At 67.8% G+C, this 26,152-nt stretch carries 21 protein-coding genes and 1 tRNA gene; 9 read left to right on the top strand and 13 right to left on the bottom strand.

What is annotated here, in order from left to right; all coding sequences use genetic code 11:
• Positions 1-28: 28 nt before the first annotated feature.
• The 3 genes from WDJ58_RS02805 to WDJ58_RS02795 form a co-directional block, all read right to left on the bottom strand.
• Positions 29-1,729 carry a hypothetical protein gene (locus WDJ58_RS02805; RefSeq protein WP_338916109.1) on the bottom strand — a complete coding sequence of 567 codons (1,701 nt, stop codon included), beginning with the start codon at positions 1,727-1,729 and terminating at the stop codon, positions 29-31.
• A gap of 72 nt (positions 1,730-1,801) precedes the next feature.
• Positions 1,802-2,812 carry a DUF1616 domain-containing protein gene (locus tag WDJ58_RS02800; RefSeq protein ID WP_338916108.1) on the bottom strand — a complete coding sequence of 337 codons (1,011 nt, stop codon included), beginning with the start codon at positions 2,810-2,812 and terminating at the stop codon, positions 1,802-1,804.
• A 350-nt stretch (positions 2,813-3,162) separates the two neighbouring features.
• Positions 3,163-3,438, bottom strand: coding sequence for a hypothetical protein (locus tag WDJ58_RS02795; protein ID WP_338916107.1), 276 nt, complete (start codon positions 3,436-3,438; stop codon positions 3,163-3,165).
• Positions 3,439-4,009: 571 nt separating this feature from the next.
• Between WDJ58_RS02795 and WDJ58_RS02790 the strand changes: the two genes are divergently transcribed.
• From WDJ58_RS02790 to WDJ58_RS02775, 4 genes are all read left to right on the top strand, one after another.
• On the top strand, positions 4,010-4,939 hold the full coding sequence (locus WDJ58_RS02790) for a glycosyltransferase family 2 protein (protein WP_338916106.1): 930 nt from the start codon (positions 4,010-4,012) through the stop codon (positions 4,937-4,939).
• Positions 4,940-5,309: 370 nt separating this feature from the next.
• On the top strand, positions 5,310-7,115 hold the full coding sequence (locus WDJ58_RS02785) for an ABC transporter ATP-binding protein (RefSeq protein ID WP_338916105.1): 1,806 nt from the start codon (positions 5,310-5,312) through the stop codon (positions 7,113-7,115).
• A gap of 373 nt (positions 7,116-7,488) precedes the next feature.
• The gene (locus WDJ58_RS02780) at positions 7,489-8,448 is read left to right on the top strand and encodes a hypothetical protein (protein WP_338916104.1); all 960 of its coding nucleotides are present in this window, start codon (positions 7,489-7,491) and stop codon (positions 8,446-8,448) included.
• Positions 8,449-8,475: 27 nt separating this feature from the next.
• Positions 8,476-8,561 (top strand) — tRNA-Ser (locus WDJ58_RS02775).
• Between the two features lie 437 nt (positions 8,562-8,998).
• Here WDJ58_RS02775 and WDJ58_RS02770 read toward each other — a convergent pair.
• Positions 8,999-10,114: an MBL fold metallo-hydrolase gene (locus WDJ58_RS02770; RefSeq protein WP_338916103.1), complete on the bottom strand. Its 1,116-nt coding sequence runs from the start codon at positions 10,112-10,114 to the stop codon at positions 8,999-9,001.
• A gap of 348 nt (positions 10,115-10,462) precedes the next feature.
• Here WDJ58_RS02770 and WDJ58_RS02765 point away from each other — a divergent pair, with 348 nt between their 5' ends.
• The 3 genes from WDJ58_RS02765 (at position 10,463) to WDJ58_RS02755 (ending at position 13,142) form a co-directional block, all read left to right on the top strand.
• Positions 10,463-11,176, top strand: a complete 714-nt coding sequence (locus tag WDJ58_RS02765) for a hypothetical protein (RefSeq protein ID WP_338916102.1) — start codon at positions 10,463-10,465, stop codon at positions 11,174-11,176.
• Positions 11,173-11,373, top strand: coding sequence for a helix-turn-helix domain-containing protein (locus WDJ58_RS02760; RefSeq protein WP_338916101.1), 201 nt, complete (start codon positions 11,173-11,175; stop codon positions 11,371-11,373). Before WDJ58_RS02765 ends, WDJ58_RS02760 begins: the two co-directional genes overlap by 4 nt.
• A 155-nt stretch (positions 11,374-11,528) precedes the next feature.
• The gene (locus WDJ58_RS02755) at positions 11,529-13,142 is read left to right on the top strand and encodes a response regulator (RefSeq protein ID WP_338916100.1); all 1,614 of its coding nucleotides are present in this window, start codon (positions 11,529-11,531) and stop codon (positions 13,140-13,142) included.
• Here the strand turns inward: WDJ58_RS02755 and WDJ58_RS02750 are convergent.
• The 3 genes from WDJ58_RS02750 to WDJ58_RS02740 all read right to left on the bottom strand — a co-directional run bounded on the left by WDJ58_RS02750 (position 13,108) and on the right by WDJ58_RS02740 (position 15,943).
• Positions 13,108-14,523: an MATE family efflux transporter gene (locus tag WDJ58_RS02750; protein ID WP_338916099.1), complete on the bottom strand. Its 1,416-nt coding sequence runs from the start codon at positions 14,521-14,523 to the stop codon at positions 13,108-13,110. The two genes, WDJ58_RS02755 and WDJ58_RS02750, sit on opposite strands and share 35 nt — an antisense overlap.
• Positions 14,524-14,824: 301 nt before the next feature.
• Positions 14,825-15,067, bottom strand: coding sequence for a hypothetical protein (locus tag WDJ58_RS02745; RefSeq protein WP_338916098.1), 243 nt, complete (start codon positions 15,065-15,067; stop codon positions 14,825-14,827).
• An 87-nt stretch (positions 15,068-15,154) separates the two neighbouring features.
• Positions 15,155-15,943 (bottom strand): enoyl-CoA hydratase/isomerase family protein, encoded by a 789-nt coding sequence (locus WDJ58_RS02740; protein WP_338916097.1) that lies wholly within the window; start codon positions 15,941-15,943, stop codon positions 15,155-15,157.
• A gap of 83 nt (positions 15,944-16,026) precedes the next feature.
• Here WDJ58_RS02740 and WDJ58_RS02735 point away from each other — a divergent pair, with 83 nt between their 5' ends.
• Positions 16,027-17,289, top strand: coding sequence for an MFS transporter (locus WDJ58_RS02735; protein WP_338916096.1), 1,263 nt, complete (start codon positions 16,027-16,029; stop codon positions 17,287-17,289).
• A 12-nt stretch (positions 17,290-17,301) separates the two neighbouring features.
• Here WDJ58_RS02735 and WDJ58_RS02730 read toward each other — a convergent pair whose 3' ends face one another.
• The 3 genes from WDJ58_RS02730 to WDJ58_RS02720 all read right to left on the bottom strand — a co-directional run bounded on the left by WDJ58_RS02730 (position 17,302) and on the right by WDJ58_RS02720 (position 19,681).
• Positions 17,302-17,496 (bottom strand): hypothetical protein, encoded by a 195-nt coding sequence (locus WDJ58_RS02730; protein ID WP_338916095.1) that lies wholly within the window; start codon positions 17,494-17,496, stop codon positions 17,302-17,304.
• Between the two features lie 35 nt (positions 17,497-17,531).
• On the bottom strand, positions 17,532-18,977 hold the full coding sequence (locus WDJ58_RS02725) for a sulfatase (RefSeq protein WP_338916094.1): 1,446 nt from the start codon (positions 18,975-18,977) through the stop codon (positions 17,532-17,534).
• A gap of 323 nt (positions 18,978-19,300) precedes the next feature.
• Positions 19,301-19,681: a hypothetical protein gene (locus WDJ58_RS02720; RefSeq protein ID WP_338916093.1), complete on the bottom strand. Its 381-nt coding sequence runs from the start codon at positions 19,679-19,681 to the stop codon at positions 19,301-19,303.
• A 107-nt stretch (positions 19,682-19,788) separates the two neighbouring features.
• Here WDJ58_RS02720 and WDJ58_RS02715 point away from each other — a divergent pair, with 107 nt between their 5' ends.
• Entirely contained in the window at positions 19,789-21,129 is a 1,341-nt protein-coding gene (locus tag WDJ58_RS02715) for an aryl-sulfate sulfotransferase (RefSeq protein ID WP_338916092.1), read from the top strand.
• A gap of 35 nt (positions 21,130-21,164) precedes the next feature.
• Here the strand turns inward: WDJ58_RS02715 and WDJ58_RS02710 are convergent, their stop codons facing one another.
• Genes WDJ58_RS02710 through WDJ58_RS02700 form a run of 3 tightly spaced genes read right to left on the bottom strand, consistent with a single transcriptional unit; the run spans position 21,165 to position 26,151 of the window.
• On the bottom strand, positions 21,165-23,465 hold the full coding sequence (locus WDJ58_RS02710) for a DUF2206 domain-containing protein (RefSeq protein ID WP_338916091.1): 2,301 nt from the start codon (positions 23,463-23,465) through the stop codon (positions 21,165-21,167).
• A 2-nt stretch (positions 23,466-23,467) separates the two neighbouring features.
• Positions 23,468-24,838 carry a sulfatase gene (locus WDJ58_RS02705; RefSeq protein WP_338916090.1) on the bottom strand — a complete coding sequence of 457 codons (1,371 nt, stop codon included), beginning with the start codon at positions 24,836-24,838 and terminating at the stop codon, positions 23,468-23,470.
• A complete protein-coding gene (locus tag WDJ58_RS02700) occupies positions 24,835-26,151 on the bottom strand; it encodes a glycosyltransferase family 4 protein (protein ID WP_338916089.1) in 1,317 nt (438 codons plus the stop codon). The genes WDJ58_RS02705 and WDJ58_RS02700 overlap by 4 nt, the downstream gene beginning before the upstream one ends.
• Between the last annotated feature and the right edge of the window lies 1 nt (position 26,152).

The raw sequence follows: 26,152 nt of genomic DNA, 5'->3' as shown, positions 1-26,152 counted from the left end.
CGATCGATCTACTGGGGGGAAGCGGGATCTACGACGGAGCGCCAGCACTCGCGTTGACCTGGCTCGGATCGTCGTACAGTACGGCACCCCCGTTGTCGAACACCCGGTTGTCCGTGCTGTCGAGTTCCGACTCCGGGTCCCACGTCAATCTCCACGCCCCCTGGGTCTGGTAGATATCGTACTGGGTTCGATAGAGGACGTAGGCGTGCCCCTCTTGGGCGACCGTCCCCTCTAGATACGACGTCATGATCGTGGAGTACCCCCTGGCGGTCGCTCCTGGCCCCGTGACGTACGTCTGGTCCGGGCGGTCGAAGTCGACGATCTCACGCGCGTAGAAGAAGTCAGCGTGGACCTCGTCAGTAACGTGTTCGTTGGCCCACTCCTTGCCGTCGATCTCCTGTGGAGTCAGGTACTCACGGGGTTCGTACGGGTGGTCGGGGACGGCACCAGTGACGAACAGCTGGCTGATGACGAGTATCATCACTACCCCTGTGGCGACATGTCTCGTCTTCCCCGATAGACGAGCGGCGGCCCCCGATAAGGCCACTCCTATGACCACGGCGAACGGGATCGTCCCGAACAACAGCACTCGGAGCGGAGCGGAGCTGTCCGGAGCGACGTAGCCTGCGACCATCAGCATGCCCACGAATACGCTCGCGCCGAGGAGTACCGTGTTCCGGTAGAGCCGTCTCATACTCGATCGCAGGAGGGTGAGCGAGCAGACGCCAGCGAGAGCCGTAATCAAAACCCAGTCGCCGTTCCCGACGATCACCTCCGGTATCCTCGGTAGCGGGCGGACTGCCAGATAGGACGAGGCGTCGACGGGATCAGGAGCACCTACCTCCTCGTCGAACAGACCGTCCAACTTGTCGGTGAGTATCGCTCGCCCGAACGTGGTGAGCCAGAAGTTCTGGAGCGAGAACATGAATCCCGTGAGTATCGACATTGTCACGTACGGCCGGAAGACCCCGATGTCTCGGGTAAATCTGGTCTTGAAGACGTGGATCGCTCCCGCGGAGAGGACGGTTCCCAGAGCGAGGACCATCGCGAGCTTGTGCGTGAAGATGAGCACCGAAACCGTGACCAGCATCCCGACCAGGTGCGCCTTGGATCTCGTTCGAACGTACTTGTCGAACAGGATCAGGAACGGCATCCAGAGCGCGACGGCCGAGAGCTGTGGGATCGGAGCCATCGCGTAGTAGAGAACCGACGTGGAGACCATGGCGATCACGACCGCGTACGTTCTCGCCCGCTCGCCGTAGGCCCTCCCGACCAGGGTCGCGGCACCGAGTACCTGGATCATCGGGGTGACGATACCGAAGAGGATCGCCGCCTCCTTGCCGGGGATACCGAGGACGATCCCGACACTGCTGACGAACACGTGGAACGCGGGGATCGCCGAGTAGAAGGCGTAGTCGGACAGCCCTTCTACCCCGCCGAACTCGATCACCCGCTGTACGGCGACGGCGACCTTGTCGGGGTCCATGTTCAGAAGGGATGGATGTGCGAACCAGAATATGTACGCGATGAATCCACAGGCCGCCGCGACTGCCAGCAGGATCCTGTACGGAAAGCTGCTGTCCAGCGCCAGAACGATCACGGAGGCTCCGAGCAGGCCGAGGGGCAACCAGGGGAACACCTGCGAGGTCTGGTGTGAGGCGAAGACGACGAACGCTACCAGGGAGAAGAAGTACGTGAGCCCGACCCGGAAGCTTACGTTCGGGGACATGGTGTCTCTGGAGTCGCGGTCGTTCTATCGCGCGCGACTGCCCGGGAGACGGGCCACCGACCCGAGCGGCGTCTACGCATCGGTCGTCACCTCCTCCGATCCCTCACCGCCGCTCGCACCGAGCAGGAGGTGTGTGTGGCGGTACGCGCTCTCGGCGGTCGGGTCCCCGGGGACGTCACCCCTGTAGAGCAGGAACTCCAGACGGTAGTCGCCGTCCCGATCCGTCGGGGGAACGTCGACCCGCGTCCGTCCGGTCTCGTTGTGAGAGAGCGTCGTGTCGTATCGGAGGACCTCCCTGCCGGGTTCGGCCGTCGTCGAGGTTCCGTCGGTAGTGACCGGTCGGAGGAGGACCACCGTCGAGTAGTTCACGCGCTCGTACTCGTGGTTCTCGATCCCCACGACGACGTCCCCCGTCCCGTTCGGCCCGGCAGTGTAGTTGTCCGCGACGAGCTCGCCCCCGCCGTTCCCGGACAGGAGGTAGAACCGTGTGTACTCCTGGTTGTCGCGTGGCGTGGTCGCGGCGTAGGCGATGCTCGCGCTCGCCAGCAGCACGCTGAGCAGCAGGAGGACGTTGATGATCCTGTCCGACCGGATCTCGGCGGCCCCGGCGATCGCTTCCCGCCATCCGGATCGGAGGTCGAGCTCGAACCGGTTCTCCTCCGGTAGCCGGAGACGGCGGCGGGTCGCGACCGCCGTGCCGAGTAGCGTGAACCCTCCGAGGGCGACGAGCAGGACGACGAGCGAGAGGGCGAAGGGGCTGGCGCTGATCAGTAGCGCCAGAAGGGCGACGATCGGGATACTCAGCCCGACCGACAGGCAACCGCGTTCCAGCCCGGTGAAGTTCCTGTCGATCGGACCCAGGAGGCTCTCGAACTCGTCGGGTACCGGTTCGGAGGTCCGCGGGAAGAGGACGGCCGTGAGGACGTAGCCGGGCACGAAGAAGACGTAGACGAAGCCCAGGACGAGACGGATCGGCGAGTCACTGACCCCCGGCGCTATCGCCGCGCCGGTAGCCAGAAGTGTAAATACGGAGATTATCTTCATGTCGATCGGCAGGCTCCGCACGACGGTCGATGGCCTCATGATCCCGACCACCATCGGGTACGGGATCCGCGCCGTGGCTCGAACCGAAGCCTCGCAAAGGACTCGTCGACGAGAGAGGATACAGCAGAGGGCGAACGGTTATCCATCCAGTAGCTACCATTCGCCTGCGAAAATATAGAAAGGTGTCGGTGTACTCATTCCGATGACCCGCGAGATCCCCGGCGAGCGGGGTCGAGTGAACCACCCTGTCGCTCGATCACCTCCCCGGCCTGCGCACGTTCGATTCCGGATCTCACACTCGCATCAGGGAAGGGTAGTGCTCGGGGAAGGGGATCCGATTGGAGAGACCTGTCCGTGGAAGCCGGCACGGTCGTTCCGAAGCGCGCCCGTCAGGGGAAGAGGCTGCCGTCCGGGATGATCTCCAGGACTCGGCGGCTGAGCAGGACGCTCGATACGAGCAGACCGAGCACGGTGAACCAGCCCAGCTTCCGTCGCCACGGGATGGTGATGACGTCGGGTGCCGTCAGCTCGACGATGGCGACGAACAGCATGAAGGAGACGATGAATAACAGGTCGGGTTCGAACGGTCCCAGGGCGGCGGCTAGCGCGAGCAAGAGCGAGAAGCCGAGCACGACAAGCGTAATGAACTGGAGACGTTGGCGCATGACTGTGGACGGTCGAACCAACGACCCCCGGGGTTATCAGGATATCCTCCGCTCTCCGTACGGAGTCGTCCAACGGGACCTTCCCGCTACCAGGTGTAGTCGGGGGGACGACACGAGCTCTGGTCTCGCCGTGGTGTATCGGTACGATCCATTCACTCGGCGTCGAACGAGCGCGGCCACGATCCGCCGACGAGCGGTCATCGGTCGCCTCGTCTCTACGAGCGGGCATCGCAAGCCAGATGTCCGGTTCGGAGACCTCTGTAGGGTGGACCGTCTCTACAACTATCTGGGAGAGGGGTCGTCCGACGCCCTCCGGGAGTAGTGTACCGTCGGCCCGTCGGAGCCGACCCCGCGGTCGCCCCCGGCGACGGATACACGACTCAACCGAGCCAAAACAGCTAAACGACTTCTATCCGAAGTCGTACCGATACCAAGGCATGACAGGTGGGAAGCGGTGGTCCCCGGATTAGAAACACCCCCCGCCACTCGGCGTACGTCCCCTACCGGAACAGCACCGAGGTACGGGAACAGTCACACAGGAATCTGATATATTGACAGTTCGAACCCCCGGATGACGAGCAACTCCCTCGCGTCGGTAGTCATCCCGACGTACTATCGAAACGATCAGCTGCCGAAGGCGATCGAGAGCGCCCGCGACCAGACGTACGATCCGGTCGAGATCGTCGTCGTCGACGACTCGGGGGAGCGACACGCCGAGTCCGTCGCCACGGAGTACGACGTCCACTACATCGCTCACGAACGGAACCTGGGGGGGAACCCAACCCGGAACACGGGGATCGAGGCGGCGACCGGTGACTACATCCAGCTACTGGACGACGACGACCGAATACTTCCCACGAAGCTCGAGAAACAGATCGACGTCTTCGAGGCGAACCCGTCCGTCGGCGTCGTCTACTGTGGTCTCCAGCAGGAGAACGGCGACCTGGTCTTCCCGAAACAGGAGAACCGGGGAGACGTGCTGGAGCAGGCGCTCCGGATCAGCGAACTCCACCCGTGCCAGACGGGCACCCTGCTGTTCAGAGGGGATCTCCTGCGGGACCTGCTCCCCCTCGCCGACCGCGAGGCCGGGGACGACCTCGGCCTGAAGATCCGCGCGGCCACGCTGACCGAGTTCGATTTCGTGGACGAGATCCTGCTCGTCAAGGGTGACTCGGGGAATCATCGTTCGTCGAAACTCGAGTTCTCGAACGAGATATTCAGCATCGTCGAGGAGTTCGATCAGCTCTACGACCGGTTCGACGACGGCGTCAGAAAGCACGCGATGCGAGCGGCGTACCAGAGCAGGGGTACCAGGCTGGTAAACCAGCGACAGTGGTCGCTCGAAGCCATACTCTGCTTCGCGAAGGCGCTCTCCTACAGTGACTCCCCGGACCCGAAGCTCATCGGCTCGTTCGTCTCCTCGATATTCGGGCGTCGGATGTACCACGCGACCCAGGACCTCTACAACACCTACCTGAAGAGAGGGACCCGCTTCAACTGAGCCATCCCCGGCAGGGGCGTGCTCCCCGAGGTTCGTCCGGTGATCGAGAGATATCCGCCGGTGATCCGGGTTCCCGAACGGATCGTGCGCTTGGCACAGTCGCCCCTCGAGAGGGCGGCCCGGTCGACATCCCATCCATCGCTCGCGAGCTTCGGCTTGACTGGCCGGTTTCGCGAGACGTGAGCCTGACGACGGCGAAGCCGGGCACCCCGCGATGGACGGGCGATCGCGACGACGTCGTCGATTGGCGCGAACTCTACCTACCCGTATCGTCCGGCTCGCTCGCCCGACACAGGAGTCGAGATCGGAGTAACAACGAGCTTATTTACGTGCCGATGAGACACTCCTAGTACTCTCATCCCCTCTGCAAATGTCCGACACCGACTCAGACGCCGTTACGAGACGACAGAAGATCGACGCGTTGCTCGACGTCGCCCAGTTCGACCCGCGGTTCTCCGTTCTCATCATCGTGCTCGGCCTCAGCGCGGCGGTTCTCGAGGGTGCTGGCCTCGGATTCATCCTCCCCGTCGTCGAGCTGATCCAGTCGGAGTCCCCTGGCACCGAAGCCAGCGGGGTCCTCGGGCTGTTCGTCACCGCCTACCGTACGCTGGGTATCCCATTCACGCTCGCGTACGTCGTCGCTGGCGTCGCCACCGTGATCTCCCTCCGGTACACCCTGAGCTTCGTCGTGGCCTGGTTCCGCGAGGCGCTCCGGACCTACTACGTGCGCGACCTCCAGGTTCGCGCGTTCGACAACGCGCTCTACGCCCGGATCGAGTACTTCGACCAGGAGGGGTCCGACGACATCCTGAACGCCATCGTCACCCAGACCTACTACGCCGGTCGAGTGATCCAGCGGGGCGTCCAGGTCATCCAGGACGCGTTCCTCGCGATGGTCTACCTGATGATCGCCTTCGCCATCTCCCCGCAGCTCACGGTCCTCGCGCTCGGCGTCCTCGGCGGGATAACGGTCTTCATGCGCCACGTCATCGAGCCGGGGTACGACCTCGGTGACGAGGTCGCCGAGGCGAACGAGCGCCGCCAGGAGGCGGCACAGGCGGGGACCCAGGGGATACGGGACGTGCGGATCTTCGGCGTCGCCGGGGAGCTGCTCGAGGACTTCCGGAACGCGGTGGACCAGTACACGGAAGCCCGGGTCGCGCTCCGCCGGAACGAGGCCGCTATCGACAACTTCTACAGCCTGCTCGTCGCCGTCTCGGTGTTCGTCCTGATCTACGTCGCGCTCACCTTCGCCAACCTCTCGCTGGGGGCGCTCGGCGTCTTCCTGTTCGCGATGTTCCGACTGGGCCCGACGGCCAGCCGGGTCAACAGCAGGTTCTACCAGGTCGAGAACGACCTTCCACACCTCGTCCGAACGCAGGAGTTCATCGAGGAACTCGGCCGGCTCGAGGAACCCAGCGGGCGGTCACAGGAGGTCCCGGCGAGCGTCGAGGAGGTCGAGTTCGACGACGTCTGGTTCTCCTACGACCAGGAGGACGTCCTCAAGGGGATCGACTTCGAGGTCGAGGACGGCGAGTTCGTCGCCTTCGTCGGCCAGTCGGGAGCCGGCAAGTCGACGATCGTCTCCCTGTTGCTGCGGATGTATCCGCTCGACCGGGGGGAGATACGTGCGAACGGGATCCCGATCGACGAGATGGACATCCGCGAGTGGCGCGACCGGATCTCGGTCGTCCAGCAGAACCCGTACATCTTCGACGACACGCTCGAGTACAACCTCACGATCGGCAACCGCGACGCCTCCCGGGCCGAGATCGAGCGCGTCTGTGAGATCGCCAAGATCGACGAGTTCCTCGACGACCTCTCTCAGGGACTCGATACGAAGCTCGGCGACGACGGCGTTCGCCTCTCGGGGGGGCAGCGACAGCGTGTCGCACTCGGGCGGGCCCTGCTGGAGGACGCCGACCTGCTGGTGCTCGACGAGGCGACGAGCGACCTCGACTCGAACCTGGAGCGAGACGTCCAGCACGCCATCGAGACGATGGACCGGGACTACTCGGTGATCGCCATCGCCCACCGGCTGTCGACGGTCAGGAACGCCGACCGGATCTACACTCTCGACGACGGTCGGATATCCGAGTGCGGGACCCACGAGGAACTCGTGGAGAACGACGGGACGTACGCACAGCTGTACGCGATCCAGTCGGTGTCGACGTGACCCGGTCCGGCTGGCCGGGCATCGGGGACGGACGGCCGAGACGAGCGACTGCGGGGAATCGACCCGCCGCCTACGAGTGGGGGGCGCTCGACGGCCTCGCGGACCGACGGTGACGTCCGATCGATGCCTCCGATACCCCTCCCCTTCCGGAGCCCCCTCCGGCCCCGTCTACCGACGACACGCGGTTCAACATCACCAGCACGCTCAACTACCCCCGGGTAGAACCCGAACGCAATGAGTTCGACTCGGCAGTTCGGGAGGCGGGGATCGAGCCCCGGCCTCTCGTCACGTTCGGCGCTCCCCGCGGCGCTCCTCGGGCCCGTTCTCGCCGTCGCGTCCGGCCCGTACAGCAGGCGTACGGCGGAAGGTGGAGATGGCCTCCGAGTTTAGTACGCGTTCGGACCGGGTAGCCTCCGGGGAGAACGAACCCGGGGACCGGATCGAAGCGCTCGAGGAGCGGAACCGGGAACTGGAGACCGAGAACGAGCGCCTCCGATCGGTCACCGGTCCGAAGGTAACCTATCGCCGAGCGGTGGTGCTCCTCCTCCTCATCGCGGCCGCGGCCGCGGGTGGAACGGTCCTGTATCCCGATTCGAGGGACGTCCTGATCGGCATCGCCGGGACGGGGGCGTTCGGTGCGGTGCTGCTCGGGGTGCTCGTACAGGAGTGGTTCCTCTCGGCGTCGGTCGGCCGGTCGATCTACGACACGCTCTGGGAGAACGAGACCCGTATCGCCTCGCGCCTCGGCGTCGCGGAGACGTCGCGGTACGTCCCCACCGACGACGAGTCACTCGGTGTCCGGCTCTACCTCTCCCGGTCGCTCGACGACCCGGTCCCGCCTGCCGATGCCCTCGGCTCGACCGTCGTCACCGTCGACGACCACTACGCGCTGTTGCTCGAACCGACCGGGAACGAGCTCGTCGCCCTGCTGGAGCGGACGGACGGCGCGCTTCCGGGGAGCGTCCAGTCCGCGTCGGTCGTCCTCCGCGAGGCCGTCGTCGAACTGTTCGAGCTCTCGATCGGGGCGGAGGTCGTCGACCTGGACGTCTCCGAGGGGTCGGAGAACCGGATGCGCTTCCGCGTCGCGGGGAGCGTCCTGGGGGATGCGGCCCGCCTCGACCACCCCATCCGGTCGCTCCTCGGCGTCGGGCTCGCCCGGATCACCGACGAGCCCGTCGAATCCGAGGCGTGGACCGAGGACAACGGGAACACGGTGTTCGTGTTCCGGTGGCGCACGGGGCCCGAGCAGTCGTCCGCTGCATCGCGACCGGAGGCGAACGGGGAGCCGTCGGAACCGGTCGAGGCGCGGACGGCACGAGACCGAAATCCCTAAACTCACTACCGACCCAGTTACTATCGAGCCGAGGTAGCCTAGCCCGGCCAAGGCGGTTGCTTCGAGAGCAACTGTCCGTTCAGGACACGGGAGTTCAAATCTCTCCCTCGGCGCTTCTGTCGCGAGTATTACGGCGAGCACCTCGTGTGCTCGCCACCACGCGAGCGACTGTCGCGGTTCGGGATTTGAACCCTGCCACGAGCGACTGATGGGAGTGACGTGGCTCCGGTTCAAATCTCTCCCTCGGCGCTCCAGTAGACGACGTGCGAGCGACGCTCGTATCGCTCGCACTGTCGGGGGTATCGCCGTTCGCGATCTGAACCCTGCCGCGAGCGACGGGAACGACGTGGCTCCGGTTCAAATCTCTCCTTCGGCGCTTCTGTCGCGAGTAGCGAGGTCCGGACGACGCGAGGATCTCCGCCGTCGACGACCGGCGATATCGGTGAGCGATCCCGGCGAGCACCTCGCGTGCTCATCCGGCGCGGATCGCACCCCGGGCGTCTCTCTCCGTCGGTGCCAGTCCGTTCACGTCGGTGGACTGGCTGTCGACTCAGCGTCCGTTCCGCACGTCGCCGAGTGTCAGCGGTCCCCCCGACTCGCGCACCGCGACCTCCGCTTCGGGTCGACGGCCCCTCTCGGTCGGTCGCCACGCGATCGTCCCGTCGCGCTCGATCCGCTCGACGAACCCGGCGTCGACCAGTCGCCGGAGGTAGGCGTGAACGCAGTGTAACGCGTTGACGTACCGGCCCCCGACGTCGAAGTCGTTCCTCGACGTGAGGACGAACGTCTCGCGGTGGAGTTCGGGGACCGTCAGCGGACCGTGCCTCGTGAGCAGGACGAGCAGCCTGTCCTCCAGCTGTCGCGCCCGGAGAAGCGCGTCGAGCAGGTAGTCCTCGGCGTCCGTGCTTCCACAGCGCGGGAGGCCGTGGCCGGGGAACAGGTACTCGGTCTCGAAGTCGAGACACCGCTCTACGCTCGCCAGTTGATCGCCGGCGCGACCGACCGGGTGCGGCGAGAGCGGCGTCGGCCAGTATCCCACGTCACCGAGGTAGAGGCTCCGCGTCCCGGGGACGTAGAGCGAGAGGTGTCCTGGAGTGTGCCCCGGGGTGTGTATCACCCGGACGTCCGTTCCGCCGACCGGGAGCGTGTCGCCGTCGTCGACGGTCCGAGGCACGGTGGTCGGACCGGGGTAGAGCGAGTCCACGACGGACGCGTCCGCGGTGAGGGACTCCGTGCCGGAGAGACACAGCTCGCTCGCTACCTCCTGGGGGTCGCCACCGAACGATTCGAGGCGCTCCGTCAGGGTCAGTCTCGTCGGGTCCTCGATTACGGGCCGGTCGGCCGGGTGACAGACCACCTCGGCATCGTGTCGCTCGACGATCGCCGCCGCGTTGCCGACGTGGTCGTAGTGGTAGTGGGTGAGTACCACCGTCGAGAGGTCGAGTCCACGCCGATCGATGCGCTCCTCGACGATGTCGATCGCGGGCGACCCCGTCGGCTCCCGTCGGCGTCCGGTGTCGACGAGGAGCGCCTCGCCGTCGCTCTCCACGAGGGAGACGCCGGATTCCGTGACGGCGTTCCTCGCGTCGTCCGCGACCCCGTGTGGCCCGGGGACCACGATACCGTCGGGCGTCTCGATGGGGCCCCGGATCGGTCTCGTGCCCATGTCACCCGCTTCGGTGGCGGCTGCTTGAGTGTTCGTCTCGACGCCCGCGAGGGGATCAGCGGTCGTCGACCGGATCCCCCCGCGATCACGATATGACCGGGGGGAAAGACGGATGGTCACCTCCCGGGTTGACCCGTGTGGGGCCGGGATCCCGCGGCGATCGGAGAGGTCCTATTTCAATTTAATTACTACATTTTGATCCTGGAATTAAATGCTATATCCGTCCCTCTGAAGCCGGGAGCGATGGAAAGCGGTGGGTCCCCTACCACGGAAGCGTGCAGCCGTCGTACCGAAACGCGAAACGGATCCGACATCGGTCGTCGGTCGTGTCTGAAACTCCTGGGTGGGGTGGCCGCCTCGGCGACGGGGATCGCGGTCGGAACAAACGTCGCCCGTGCGGCGAGCGGCAACTACGGGGAGCTCGGCTTCGGCGAGGGGCCGTACGGCGGCGGCGACGGCGGGCTGGCCGTCTCCACGCTGGGCGCGACGAGCGTCACTGCCACGTCGGCCAGGTTCGCCGGGGAACTGTCCGATCTGGGTGGGGCGAGCGCGGCCGACTGCTACTTCGCGTGGCGGGCGGTGGGTGCCTCCTCGTGGAACACGACGGGGGCGCGGACCCTCTCGACCACGGGGACGTTCGTGACCGAGATCGGTGGGCTCTCGGCCGGGATCGAGTACGAGTACCGCGCCGTCGCCGCGGGGTCGGGTGGCGATACCGCCTCGGGGAACACGGTCAGGTTCACCACGGACGCCGCCAGCGCCGCTCCGGCGGTCGATTCCTACTCGGTGACGGAGGCCGGTTCGCCGAACCCGCACGCCGAGATCACCGCCGAGTGGCGCGTCTCGGATCCGGATCGGGACCTCGACACGGTGACCGTTGCGGTGCTCGACCCCTCCGGGACGGTCGTCGCCTCCTCAACGACGACCGCGAGCGAGGGACGCGACAGCGGTACGGACGCGTTCACTGTCAAGCACGCGAAGGGACGGACGTTCTACGTCCGGGTGACGGTCACCGACGCGGTCGGCAACAGCGACAGCGGAATCCGGTCGGTCACCGAGTGAGATCCACGCGGACGCCGCCTCAGCGCGAGGCGCTGGTCGCCGCCTACGAATTCGGCTACTTCGCCGGACCGCGGGAGGCGTCCCTGGCCGACGTGACCCAGCACCTCGACCCCTCGATGGGGGCGACCGGCGGCCGACTCCGGCGGGGGTCGCGTACCCTCCTCGAAGACCATCTGCGACCGCGTGGTATCGGCTGATCGCCGGAGTGCCCCATCGCTATCCGTTCGGTGCTTGGTGATTATAATATGAAATATTTCATATAAAGATTTATATTTATTCGAAGTGAGATCGGACTGATTACAGCTGAGGGTGCCAGTCGGTAGCGCCCAGCAGGAGCGAGCGTTGTGAAATCATGCGAAATCCACCGACGAGGGTTCTGGTCGTCGACGACGATCCGGACATGCTGTCAGCGATCGTCGCCACCGTCGAGCAGCTGGCGGGAATGGACGTGCTGACGGCCGAGTCCGCCGTGGATGCGCTCGACCGTCTGGAGGGGACCGACGTCGACGTCGTCGTCTCCGACTACGGAATGCCCGATATGACCGGCGTCGACCTCCTGACGGCCATCAAGAGCCGGTTCGGGGAGATCCCGTTCGTCCTCCTGACCGGGCGGGGGAGCGAGGACGTGGCCTCGGCAGCCATCCGGGCGGGGGTCACCGACTACGTCACGAAGGCGGAGGGCTGGCCGGAGCGACTCGCCGCCCGACTCGAGGACCTCCGGCAGTTCGACACCGGCGACGTCCTCCCCGACCGCCAGTTCCGGCGGATGATCCAGTCCCGGATCGCCTACGGGCTCTACATGCTCGAATCCGGGGGACAGATCCTGACGTGGAACGACGGCGCGGCGTCAATCACGGGTTACTCGCCGGCGGAGATGGTCGGCCGTGAGTACGCCACCCTCTTCTCCGAGGACGACGTCGAGATGGGCGTCCCGGAGGGGTTACTCGAGACGGCGGTCCGATCGGGGGCTACCGACTACGAGGGCTGGCGGCCGACCGGGGACGGGGAGGAGATCTACGTCAAGGAGCACCTGGTGTCGGTCGAAAAGGACGACGGGGTGTCGATGCTCGTCGGGGCGATACTCCAGGACCACACGGACCAGCACCGCTACGAGCGACAGCTGGCGCGGCAGAACGACCGGCTCCGCGAGTTCACCAGCATCATCTCCCACGATCTGCGGAACCCGCTCAGCGTCGTCTCCGGGCGGATCGGCCTCTCGCGCGAGACCGGCGAGGAGGGGCACCTCGCGGCCGCGGAGGAGGCGATCGAGCGGATGGAGTCGTACGTCGACGACCTGCTGGTGCTCGCCAGGCAGGGTCGGCTGGTCGGCCGGACCGAACTCGTCGACCTCGCGGAGGCGGCGCGGGACGCCTGGTTCGTCGCCCAGGAACGCGACCCGGACACCATGCTCGAACTCCCCGGTCCCCCGAAGCGCGTCTCCGCCGACCGCGCACGGTTCCGCGAACTGCTCGAGAACTTGTTCCTGAACAGCGTGGAGCACGGCTCCACGGGCAGCCGGACGCAGTCCGGCGACAGCGTCGAGCACGGGGCTCGACGAACCTCCGCTCGCAGTGCTCACGGAGACAGCGTGGAGCACGGCTCCACGAGCGATCGGCCGGCGGCCGGTGACACGGGTACCGACGATAGCGCTGGTGCCGACGCGGCTCCTAGCGTGACGGTCACGGTCGGCCCGCTCGAGGACGGGTTCTACGTCACCGACGACGGCCCGGGGTTCGACGAGGACGATCGCGAGCACGCCTTCGAGCACGGGTTCACGACGAGCGAGGACGGCACCGGGTTCGGCCTCTCCATCGTCGAGACCATCTGCCGGGCCCACGGCTGGGACATCCAGCTCGTGGACGGTCCCGGCGCGCGCTTCGAGGTGACTGGGGTCGGCCCGTCCGACCACGTCTACCCGGTCGGCGACGAACTCAGTCACCGGCGCTCGGACGGTAGGAGCGACTGACCGCCTTCCAGCGATTCGAGCGGAACCGGACGACGTTCACGACCATCGGGACGGCCGTCTCCACCAGCAGTGCGGCCTGGAGTGCGAGCACGCCGAGCGCGGTGACGGTGCCGAGCCAGGCGACCGGGAGCGCGAAGACGTAGAGCCCGAGCATGGTGGCGAGGAATGGGACTCTCGTATCGCCCGCCCCGCGGAGCGCGCCGGTCACCGAGCCGTCGATACCGAGCGGGAGGACGCTGAGGGCGGCCACGCGGACGAACGCCGTCGCGAGGCTGATATCGTTCCCCTCGACGAACACGGAGGCGATCGGCCGGGCGACCGCGAAGGTGACGACGGCGACGAGGACGTAGACGACGACCGACAGTTGGGTTATCTCCCACCCGTAGGCCTCCGCGATGGGCTCGTCGTCGCGGCCGAGCGCCTGGCCGACCAGCGTCGAACTGGCGATGGAGAACCCCCACGTGAAACTGTTGAGCAGCGCGCGGACCTGCCGACCGACGCCGACCGCCGCCACCACCACGGGCCCGAACGTCGCCGCGATGGCCAGCAGGGGAAACACTACCAGTCCCTGACCGATACGACGGGCGATCAGCGGGGCCGAGACGGTCGCGAGCTGTCGGACGAGCGACCGGTCGAAGACCCGACTCGACCCGGTGATCGGGACCGGGCTCGCCCCGCGCCCGAAGTAGCTCCGGCCAGTCATCCCCCACGCGAACGCGACGGTGACGAGGGCCGTCGAGACGGTGGTCCCGAGGGCAGCCCCCGCGACGCCGAGGCCCGCGCCGAAGACGAACAGCGCGCTCAGGGCGACGTTGAGCGCCGCGCCGCCTGCTCGGATCGCCATCGGCGTCGTGGTGTCCCCGATACCGGCGTAGGTCCGACTCGAGATCACGTTACAGTACTCGAAGACGAGCCCCGGGGCGACGACGACCAGGTAGGCCGCCCCGTAGCCGACGGCGGTGGGGTCGCTCCCGAGCAGCGAGACGAGCGGTCGAGCCCCGAGACCGAACGCGGCCGCGATAGGCACCGAGAGTGCCACGGCGACGACGAGGCTCTGTCTCACGACCAGCGAGGCGCGATCGGCCTCGCCGCCGCCGTAGTTCTGCGAGACGAGCGTGATGGTGCCGCCCGCGAGCCCGAGGACGACGAACTTCCCGAGCATCCAGTAGGCGTTGGCGAGCGTCAGCCCGGCGACGGCGGTCGAGCCGAGCGCCCAGCCGACGATCGCCAGGTCGACCGTCCGCTTGGACATGATGGCGAACCCGGTGACGATCCGCGGCCACGCGAGGTCGACGGTCGCGCGGAACCGCGACGCCTCGATGACCCCGAACCGATCCAGGAGATCGACGACGGCACGACCGGGTCGGCGAGCGCGTTCCACTACCCGGGGCTCGGGGCTCGCCCGCTAAGAGCTTCCGCCTTCGGCCATCCCCACCGTGTTCGAGTCGCTCAACTCGACCCTTCCCCTCGTCGCTACTCAGTGTGCCGCGCGGACGGTCGTCCCGCAGGCGGGACAGTCGTCCCCGTCGAGGTCGTCGTTCGAGCCGGTCCACCCGCAGGTCGGACACTGGACTGGTCGGTCTGACATCACCGTGGTGTCGCGCCGCCGGTCACTTCAGGTCCCGGCAGACGCGCGTCGGACGCGGCGTCGGGGACGGGATCGGAGGTCGATGCGGGGGAGGTCAGTACGTCTCGTCGGTTCCCACTTCGTCGGGCTCGCCGGGTCGGTCGCGGGCGAACCCGCTCCGGAAGGCGATCCACGCGAGGACGCTGATCGCCAGGATCGGCGGGAGTATCATGAACCCCCAGAGCGGGTCGAGCCCCCAGAACAGGAGGAGCAGAACGTCTGCTACCCCCAGGAGCAGGAAGGGGAGCATGGCGAGGAACGCCTGCTTGCGGCTCAGGCGGACTTCCGCGTCGGTCATACTCGACGTAGCGGTCCGGAGCGCAAAAGTCCCGCGCTCCCGGTCACTTCGGGTCCGCCACGCGCCGGTACACTCCGCCGGCCTCGATCATCGACCTTCGAACTCCGGCTCGCGCCCGTCGAGGCGGGCGTCGAACCCCTCCCGGTAGTCGCGGCTGTCCTCGATCTCGGCGGCGAGTTCGCGCTCGAGTTCGAGCCCCTCCTCCAGTGAGGTCTCGAACGCGGCGTCGAGCGCACGCTTCGCGCGGGTCATCCCGAGCGGCGCGTTCGCACAGAGGTCGTCGGCGAACTCGCGGGCGCGGGCGTCGACCCGCGCGTCCGGGACGACGTCGTGGACCAGCCCGCAGGAGAGCGCCTCCTCGGGGTCGACGAACTCCCCGGTGAGGACGATCTCCTTGGCCTTCGAGAGCCCGACGAGCCGGGGGAGCCGCTGCGTCGCGCCGCCGTGCGGAAACGTCCCGAGCTTCACCTCGAGGACGCCGTAGCGGGCCTCGGTACCGAGGATACGGAAGTCGAAGGGGAGCGTGAGTTCGAACGCGCCGGCGGGGGCGGCCCGTTTGGCCGCCGCGACCGTCGGCACGCTCGTGTTCTCGATCGCCGCGAGGAGCTCCGGGAACAGCTCCCGTGCGCCCTCGTCCGGCCGGTCGCGCATCATCCCGAGATCCATCCCCGCGGAGAACACCGGTCCCTCGCCGAGCATCACCATCGCCCGGACGTCCTCCATCCCCGAGACGGCCTCGACCGCCGCCGTCAGGTCGCGGAGGACGGCCTCGTCCATCGCGTTGCGCTTCTCCGGACGGTCGATGATCACGTCCGCGCGGTGGCCGTCGGATTCGAGCCTGGCGAACTCCCACTCGTCCTCGGTGGTCCCGGACATACCCCTCCCTCCGGCCGTCCGGCCATAAGTGCCGGGCCGGGGAGCACCGGACTTGATACCACCCCCCGACGTGGCCCCCGTAGATGGCTCGATCGACGGACGAAACGAGGACGACGGGAGGTGGATGGAGCAGGGGGCGGTCCGCGCGGTGGCGGGCGCTCTGTCTCGTCGCGGTCGCCGAACTGCTCGCCATGAGCCTCTGGTTCTCCGCGACCGCGGCGGCTCCCGAGCTGGCGAACGAGTGGGGGCTCACGGCGGGGGAGACCGCCTGGCTCACTACCGCCGTTCAGCTGGGATTCGTCGCGGGGGCGCTCCTCTCGTCGGTGCTGACGCTCTCGGACGTGGTCCGGCCGCGCCACCTCGTCGCCGGGTCCGCGGTAGCGGGAGCGGCCCTCACCGCCGCCATCGCGGGGTTCGTGGACGCGGCCCTCCCGGCCATCGCCCTCCGATTCCTCACGGGGGTCGCGCTCGCGGGCGTCTACCCCCCCGGCATGAAGATACTCGCCGGGTGGTTCAGGGCGGGACGGGGGTTCGCCATCGGCGCGCTGGTCGGCTCGCTGGCCATCGGATCGGCGCTCCCGCACCTGATCCGCGCGGTCGGCGGCGTCGGCCAGCCCAGGGTGGTGCTCTACGGCGCGGCTGGACTGGCCACCCTCGGGGGACTGCTGGCCCTGCTGGTCGAGCCTGGACCGTACCAGGCCCCCGCGGCCCCCTTCGATCCGGGCGCGATCGGTCGAATCCTCCGGGACCGGGGGACGATGCTGGCCAACGGCGGCTACTTCGGGCACATGTGGGAGCTCTACGCCGTCTGGACGTGGATACCGGCGTTCATCGTGGCGAGCGTCGCGGCGAACGGCGGCGGTGACGGGAGCTCCGCGCTGGCCTCGCTCGTCGCGTTCGGAACCATCGCCGTCGGCGGGATCGGTGCCGTGCTCGCGGGCTCGGCCGCCGACCGGTTCGGCCGGACGACCGTGACGATCACGAGCATGGTCGTCAGCGGGCTCTCCTGTCTCGTCGCCGGGTTCCTGTTCGGCTCCTCGCTCGTCGTGCTCGTCCCGTTCGTGCTGGTGTGGGGGTTCGCGGTCGTCGCCGACTCCGCGCAGTTCTCGGCGGCCGTCTCCGAACTCGCCGAGTCCTCCTACGTCGGGACGGCGCTCACCCTCCAGACAGCCATCGGCTTCCTCCTCACGACCGTCTCCATCCAGCTCGTCCCGGTCGTGGTCGAGGCTGTCGGGTGGCGGTGGGCGTTCGCGCCACTCGCGATCGGTCCGGCGCTCGGCACGCTCTCGATGCTCCGGCTGCGCGGGCTGCCGGCGGCCGCGAGGCTGGCCGGCGGCCGGGGCTGAGAACCGGCGGGCTCACTCCCGGCTTCCGGGCGGGGTCTGTGCGGTGGCGGCCGTCTGCTCGCGGGCGCGGCTCCGCTCGGGGTCGTACCGTCGGGCGACGAGGTAGCCGTCGACGCCGTTCGGCAGAGGTGTGCCCTGGTTGATAGCCGTGCCTGGGGTGGCGGTTCCTGGATCAAATGATACGTAGTCGGTAGGCCTATCGTGCACGGATAATCCGCACTCCGGTCGGGGCAGACCCGTACTCAGAGATAGCCGAGGTCCTCGAGCCGGCTCCGACTCGACGTACTCATTTCCACTCGTCCCTGTGATGCGGGGGATATCGGAATATCTTCGCTATCGAGTATATCCGAGAGTTCGGCGACCGTGTCGGGGTGTTCGGTCGATAGATCGACTGTCTCGCCGCAGTCCTCACCGAGGTCGTACAGTTCTACGGTCTCATCCGATCCCTCGATGAGCTTCCAATCCCCGACGCGAACACTTCTCAGAGCCCTGTCGTACTCCCGCATCGATCGTGGGAGGTTTCCGTACTGCGACTCCAGGGCGTCCATCGACGGCTGTGGCGCTCGATACTCGCCGATCACGTACTCCCTCTCCGGTGATGCGAGGAGGCTGTTGTTCGAGACCTCCGTGTCGTCCGATTCCCGAATACCAGCGAGATCGAGGATCGTCGGATAAACGTCTCTCGTCTCCACGATCCCTTCGACCGTCTTCCCCTCTCCCCCACCCGGGGGACGAACGAGGAGTGGGACGTTCATCAGCGTCTCGTAGAGACAGTACTGGTGATCCATCATCCCGTGGTCGTCGATGTTCTCCCCGTGGTCGCCGACGATGATGATCGCTGTCTCGTCGAGGAGATCCAGTTGTTCGAGTGTATCGTACAGCTGCCCGATCCGCTCGTCGAGATACGCGATTTCGGCTTCGTAGAGCGATTCGAGTATCCGGAAATCCTCGTCGGAGAGGTGAGATTTTCCGAGGATGTACTCCCAGGGGTCCTGATTTATAGCTTCGATCCGTTCTTCGTCTACACCAGTGGCGAATCGCTCCCGATACTTCGGGACCGGATCGTACTCCAGATGGGCTTCCATATAGTTGAGGAAGAAGAAGAAGGGCTGGTTATCCCGTCCTTTCGACCGGAACCATTTCATCGCCCGTCGAGTGCTGTTCTCCGCCCCGTCGTCCTTTCGATTCGAGAAGAGGGTAGCGTATAGCGAGTTGAGAAGCGTCGCTGGCGTGTTCGTGACAGTCATCTGGTTGAGCAACTCTTCGACTTTGGTCCGAGTGTCGGTCGCCGATGAAACCGAAGAGAGATCCGCGCTGGTCCAGAAGCGATCCCACTTCATCGAGAGGTTATCGAACCCCCGGTCGAACCCGAACTCCGGGCTCACCCACACGTTTCCGGATATTCCGAGGGTTCGGTAGCCCACCGAGGAGAGGCGTTCGGCAAGCGTCCAGCCCGTTGGGTCGAAATATTTACTCCCGGCGTGTGCTCCATGCCGACTGATTCGCTTCCCCGTAAACAGCGAAGCGTGCGTCGGGAGTGTCCAAGCCCCGTTCGCAGCGGCCGAGGTGAACTGTATCCCCTCCTCCGCGATTCGTTCCAGTGCCGGGAGATCCCCGTTCTCTAGTAGCCGCTGGACGGTCGTTTGCCGTGCAGTATCCAGAACGATCAGAACGATATTAGAGCTCATATATGGATCTCTATCGCCTCTCAGGAGTCGAGCCAGTTGTATCCCTCACGGGGGAACAACCCTCTACGATCTAATCAATTTATTGGACGCAACCGATAGAGTAAAGCCGGAATAAAGGGCGTTGATCGGAGTAAGCCTGCCGTATCGCGTGCTACGGGACTCGCGAAGAGAGATACGGCTAGCCCCCGACGTTGCAACTTACTGTACCGTTTCGATCGCCACTCGCGATCGGTCCGGCGCTCGGCACGCTCTCGATGTTCCGGCTGCGCGGGCTGCCGGCGGCCGCGAGGCTGGCCGGCGGCCGGGGCTGAGAACCGGCGGGCTCACTCCCGACTTCCGAGCGGGGTCTGTGCGGTGGCGGCCGTCTGCTCGCGGGCGCGGCTCCGCTCGGGGTCGTACCGTCGGGCGACGAGGTAGCCGTCGACGCCCGAAGGGTCGTGCGGGACCGCGTCCTGTATCCACACCGTTCGGTCACCGTCGAGCCCGGCCGCCCACGTTCGCGCCTCGTCCTTCGAGTCGAACTCGCGGACCCGCCCCTCGTCACGGACCCACTCGCCCGCGCCCGCGCTGGCGCGGCGGGCCGACCGCTTGACGTCGACGACGTAGGACTCCTCGGCCGCCGCGCTCGTCCCGACGAACGCGCCGAGGTCGGCGTTCGGGCCGCCGTCGGGGTCCGAATCTCCCTCGTCGTCCGGGTCGCTCACGCCCGCTCGTTCGCCGCAGTCGAACAAAAGGGTTCAGTCTTCCGGCTCCGCGCTGTTCCCTCGGCAGTCCCAACGGCTTAATAAGCCTCTCGGATATCCATCGGACGATGGAACGGTCGACCGGTGTCCGTCTCGTCGTCCTCGTCCTGGTCCTCGGGGGAGCCCTCTACCTCGCCGGCGAGTACCGCGCCTACCAGGCGACGAGCGGCACCGAGCGGTTCGAGGCGGCGATGGACAGACCCCTCTCCGAGCGCGAGCCGATGGTCGCACCGCGGAACGGGACGACCGTCGTCACCACGCAGTCGGTCCGGGCGTCGATGCTCAAGGGCGACGACGGCGACATGATCGTCTACGACGCCGCGGGCCGGGTCCGGTACTTCGACGACGACGCCAACGACTACTGGGACGTCGACCCGCTCCCCGGTTCCGACGACCGGATCGTCTACGTCGCGACGTACCCGAACCCCGGAGGCGGGACTCTGAACGCCATCGAGACGGTCGATCTCGAGACCGGGGAGGTCCGGCGGCTCTACACGAACGTCACGACCGGCGGACGGTGGCACGACGTCGACCGGCTCTCGCCGACCGAGTACGCCGTCGCCGACATCGCCCGCGACAGCGTCCAGGTCGTGAACGTGAGCACCGGCGAGACGGTCTGGACCTGGGACGCTCGGGACGCGTACCCGCCCTCGGCCGGCGGCGACCCCGACGGCGACTGGACCCACATGAACGACGTCGAGCAGCTCCCCGACGGCGACATCCTCGCCAGCGTGCGCAATATGGATCAGGTCGTGCGCATCGACCGCGAGACGGGCGTCGTGTCGAACTGGACGCTCGGCTCCGACGACGCCCACGGGACCCTCCACGAGCAGCACAACCCCGACTACATCGCCCCGGAGAACGGCGGCCCGTCGCTACTCGTCGCCGACTCGGACAACGACCGGATCGTCGAGTACCACCGGACCGAGGGGGAGTGGGAGCGGACCTGGACGTACTCGGCGGGGCTCTCCTGGCCGCGGGACGCCGACCGGCTCCCGAACGGACACACCCTGATCACCGACACGCGGAACGATCGGGTGATCGAGGTCGACGGTGACGGCGAGGTGGTCTGGAGCGTCCCCGCCCACCGCCCCTACGAGGCCGAGCGACTCGAGACGGGGCCCGAGAGCGCGGACGGGCCGGCGGTCGAGCCGACGGGTGCCGGTAGCGGGGAACCGTCGACCGGCAACTCGGAATCCGACGCCGGAGGATCCGGCGGTATCAGCCCCGGCCGCATCCTCTGGACGATCCTCCCCGCCCCGCTGATCGCGGCCGTCCGGTGGATCCTGCCGCCGTGGATGCACTTCCCGGAGATGGCGGTCCTGGGCGGGCTGGGCGTCACGGTGGCGGTCTGGGCCGGCTGGGAGCTGTCGGTTCTCCGTCGAGTGCTCCGAGCGCTCGGTCGGTGAGGGGACGCGGGACTCCGGGGGCGGATCTCCGGGTTTCAGACGTAAATGCGAGCGCCCCCGTTCGAGTAGACCAGCGCCTTCCGCGCGCCGACGCCGTGGATGTAGGGGGCGGCAGCGACGTGGTTCTCACTTCCGGAGTACTTCGCCGAGCCGACGTTCGCCACGAGGATACCCCGCTCGGTGTTGACCGGGCGGAAGAACACGTAGCTGTCCTCGGGGATCTCGGCCGGGGACTGGCCGCCGATACTCACTCGCGTGGCGCTCTCGACGGGCGGCCACCGGTCCTGTCTCGGCACCTCGCCGTAGCTCCAGAGAAACACCCCCGAGAAGTCGGTCAGGACCGGGTAGGTGATCTCGCGATGGTCGGCGAGGAACCGGGCACCCGCGACGTCCCGTGCGAGGAGCGTACTGGCGCTGCTGTCGGCGATGATCGTCGGGTCCTCCAGGTGCTCCTCGACGACGAGCGCCTCGTTGTACTGGAACTCCCCCGTCGCGGCGGGGACGAACCCGCTCGAGTAGAGCAGGAAGACGGCGAAGAACGCGGCGAGCGCGAGGTGTCTGCGGTCGGTTCCGGTGGCCCCGCCGAGCCCGCCACCGAGGGCGCGCCCGACCCCACGGAGGACGAGCAGCCCGCCGCCCATACAGAGCGGGGCGATCCAGAACAGCGTGACCGGGTAGAGCCGGGCCAGGTCGATGGGGTTGGCCGAGGGGAACAGCACGGCAGTGACGAGGAGGAGGCCACACCCGGCGGAGAACACGACGTACTCGAGTCGGGCCAGCGTCCGGGCCCGGAGGTCGCGGACGACCGTCGCGAGGAACCCGACCGTGACGAACCCGGCCGTCACGTAGTTCAGCCACCGGAACACCTCGTAGGAAATCGAGTAGAGGTCGCGGGTGACCCAGCGGGCTCCCGATCCCCCGGTGGCGCTGAGGCTGGTCCGGAGCCCGAACAGGTCGATCAGTATCTTCCCGCCGATGCGCGAGAACTGGTTGAAGAGGATGCCGCTCCCGATGTACATGTACCAGGTCATCCCGAGGACGAAGAACGCCCCCAGAGCGACCAGGGGGAGCTTCCGGGGGGCGTCCTCGAACCACTCCAGGCGGTCGTCGAGGAGGACGACGGCGAGCGCGACGCCCGCGACGAACCCCGAGAGGGCCATGAACATGAACGCCGTCCCGTAGTGACTGACGGTGAGGCCGAATCCGAACGCGACGAGCAGGAGCGCGCCGGTCCTGGCGGCCCGTCCCGTCCCGCGCGTCCGCCCCCACGCGATCACGAGGAGCACGAGGAACGTCATCGCGAGCTGCTGGCGGTAGTTGTGCGAGAGCTTGACGTAGAAGCTCCAGAACGAGACGAGCAGGAACGCCGAGAGCGACGCGACGGTGACCGACGTCCAGGGTCGCGAACGGGTGAGGTGGAAGACGCCGACGGGCACCGCCGCGAACAGGAGCGGCGAGGTGTACTTGTAGACGCCCGTGAGCGACAGCCCGCTCACCATCGCGTAGCTCGGGCGGATCAGCGAGATACCCAGCATCACGTCCGCCTTGAAGTTGATCGCCGGGTCCCACCGACCCCGCTCGAGGACCAGGTTCGCGAAGTAGTACTCCCAGTTTGCGTCCCGGCCGGAGATGAACGGGGTGTGGTGGGAGCCGAAGACGAGCAGCCCCACCGCGGTCGCGTAGATGCAGAACGGGAGGAGCCGCTCGGGTATCACGCCCCTCACGAACAGGAACGGCAGCGCCGCGACCAGCAGGAGGAAGACCATCGACGGGAGGTTGGTCAGGAAGACGCGGTTCGAGTACGCCCCGACCAGCGCGACGGCGGGGAGGAGCGCGAAGGCAAGGACAACCCGCCACTCCCGGACGCCACCGGGCGGTCGGGGGAGCGACGACAGGGGATCCGTCCCCCGGCGCTGGTGAGCGGCGGCGAGCGCCGTCGTGAGGACGCCGAGCCCGAGCGCGAGTGGAACGGGCCGCAGCGGCGCGTCCACCCCGAGGAACGGGAGTCCGGTGTTCAGGACGAGGCCGACGAAGATCAGCGAGAGGAGGCTCAGGCCGAGCGCATAAAGCCCCCGCTCGACCGTCCCGAACGCGCTTTCGGGGTCGAGCAGCCCGACCACCAGCCCCCCCGGCACGAGCGAGAGGTACGCGACGGCGAAGACGGCCCGGACGGCCCCGACCGGCCCGTCGCCCTCGGGGACTGCGACGAGGGCGAGCAGCGCGAGGTTCAGGACGGCGACGAGGGCGGGCGTTCGCGGGACCGAGACCCCCGGGAGGGCCGGGAGGGGGACCGTCGTCGTCCCCGTTTCGGTCGCGTTCCCCGGTGTGGACGCCACCGTCAGGCCTCCAGCCGGTCGAACGCCCCGTGGACGGCGTCCCGTTCGGCGTTCGCGACGGACTGTGCGTCCCGGAGCCGCCGGCAGGCCCGGAGGAGTTCCGGGTGGTCGTCGCTCACGTCCCGCTGTTCCGTGGGGTCGGCCGCCAGCGCGAACAGCTGATCGTCCTCCTCCCCGCCGCGGTCGACGTACTTCCACCCCGGCAGGCGGATGGCAGTCACCTGCCTGCCGTCGTCGCGGACCTGCGTGATGGCCCACGGGGGAGGTCCGTGGAGTCCGCCGTCCTCCCGCCCCCGCGGGGCCCCGCCGTTCTCCCGGACTGCGGCGACGTCACCGCTCGATCCGTGGCTGGCACCACCGGGACCGTACACGTCGGCGAGCGGCCGGTCGTCCGCGACGGCGACGAGGAGATCGGGGAGGTCGAGCAGCGAGAACGGCCGTTCGACCCGGCCCGTCTCCTCCGTGCCGTGGACGACGAGCGGGACGTGCGTCACCTCCTCGTAGGGGTACGCGAGGTGGCCGTAGGTGCCGTGTTCGCCGAACGCCTCCCCGTGGTCGGCGTGGACGACGAACACCGGATCGATCCCCCGATCCCCGAGGTCCTCGCGGAGCCGGCGGACGAACGCGTCGGAGTACCGGATCGTGTCGTCGTACGTGTCGACGATACGCCGTCGCGCTCGCTCGGAGAGGTCGACGTCGGTGTCGCCGATGTGGCGGTAGCAGTCGTAGTTCGCCCGGTACATCTCCCTCCGAGAACTCCAGCGCCGGTACTCGGCGGGCGGGAGGTACGGGAAGTGGGTGTCGGGCAGGAGCGTCCAGAGGAAGAACGGTCCGTCCCGGTCGGTCGCCCACCCGAGGACGTCGTCGTAGTACTCCTCCCAGGGCGTGAGCGCCTCGTCGCGCGCGAGGACGTTCCGGACGTTTCGCAGGGTCGAGAACAGACCGCTCCCGGCGAACATACGCCGGAGGAGCGCGTTCTGGAGCGATCGCTCTCCCTCTGCGGGGAGGAAGTCCTCGAAGTGGTCGAACCCGCTGTCGAACCCGAAGTGCCTGGAGGCGTGGACCTGTGGGTGGACCGCCCCCGTCGCGTACCCCCGACGGGAGAGCCGCTGGGCGAGCGTCGTACGGTACCGGAGGTCGCGCCGCCATGCCTTCGCGGGCGCGAACGCGACGTCCTGGGCGGCGTGCTGTCCGGTGAAGATCCCAGTCATCGAGGAGGGAGTGTTCGTCCCGGGCGCGACGGCGGTCTCGAAGGCGAGACCGTCGCTCGCCAGGCGGTCGATGGTCGGCGTCGTCGGCCGGTCGTACCCGACGTATCCGCAGTGGTCCGCCCGGAGCGCGTCGAGCGTGACGAGAACGATGCTACGCTTCACCTGGTATCACCCGAGCCGTCAGTGGGCCCTCCGCGACCGGCGTCGGCGGCGGACTCGACCGCACCGTCTCGGTCCGGGTCGGTCGCGCTGTCGCGGCCTGGACCGGCCGCGCTGTCGCGGTCTCCGGTGTCGACCGCGCTGTCGCCGTTCGCGAGGGCAGTTTCGAGTGCGGAGACGGAATCTCGCCACCTAAACCTGTCGACGACCCCACGACCGGCGGACGCGACGGCCGCCCGTCGCTCCGGGTCGTCGAGCAGCCCGGCGAGCGCCTCGCCGAGCGCGGCCGGGTCCCGCGGGGGGACCCGCACGATGCCCCCGTCGGCCGACTCGCGGACGATCCCCACGTCGGTCGAGACGACCGCCGTCCCGCAGGCCATCGCCTCCAGCGGCGGGAGGCCGAACCCCTCGGCCCACGACGGGAAGACGAATACGTCCGCCTCGGAGTAGAGCCGCCGCAATCGGGAGTCGGGGACGCGACCGTGGAACTCGACCCACGGGGGGAGGTCGGACTCCCCGCCCGAGGGTCCGAACATCCCGAAGCGAACGTCATCGCGCTCGCGCCGGACCCGGCGGAACGCCCCGACGGCGTCGGCGGTCCCCTTCCACGCCGCGGTCCGGTAGGGCGCGAGGACGCGGAGTGTGTCGGCCGAGTCCTCGGGACCGAGATCGGGGTAGAACGTCCCGTGGTCGATGCCGTTCGGGATCCGCGTCGAGCGCTGGTCGAACACGCGGTCGAGCGCGGTTCCGAGCCACTCGGTGACGACGAGCTTCCGGGTGGGTAGCGAGAGGGCGTCGTCGACGCGGCGCTTGTACCCGCGGAGCCGGAGACCGGGATCGACCGCCGCCATCGCGGCCGGAACGGGGAGGTCCCGCCGGTCGGCGAGCCGCTCGGCGCGCCGCCAGCACCGCTCGTCGTCCCAGAGCTTCCACGCCTCGTAGTGCTGAATGAGGTGGAACGGCCGTCCCGCCGAGGCGGGGAGTCGGGAGACGGCGGGCGCGGACCGCCAGCTGGTAGCGACCACGACGTCCCCCTCGGGCACCCGGTCGAGGAACGGCCGGCGGAGGATCGGTACCCGGACGAGGGTGGCATCGGTCCCCCACCCGGTTCCGCCACCGGAACCGGAGGCGTCGAGGGCCTTCCCTGCGACCGTCAGCGGCCCCTGCTCGCGGAGGAGTCGAAACGGGTAGGGCGGCACCTGCGGGACCACTACGGTCACCTCGTGTCCGCGCGCTATCAGGCGATCGGCGTACTCGTAGACGACGCGTACCCCGCCCGTCGAGGCGTCGCTCGGCAGGACGAACGTGACCCGCACG

Source organism: Salinirubellus litoreus, from assembly GCF_037335815.1.
In the GTDB taxonomy this organism is placed as follows: domain Archaea; phylum Halobacteriota; class Halobacteria; order Halobacteriales; family Haloarculaceae; genus Salinirubellus; species Salinirubellus litoreus.
This window is presented reverse-complemented; position numbering and strand designations above follow the sequence as displayed.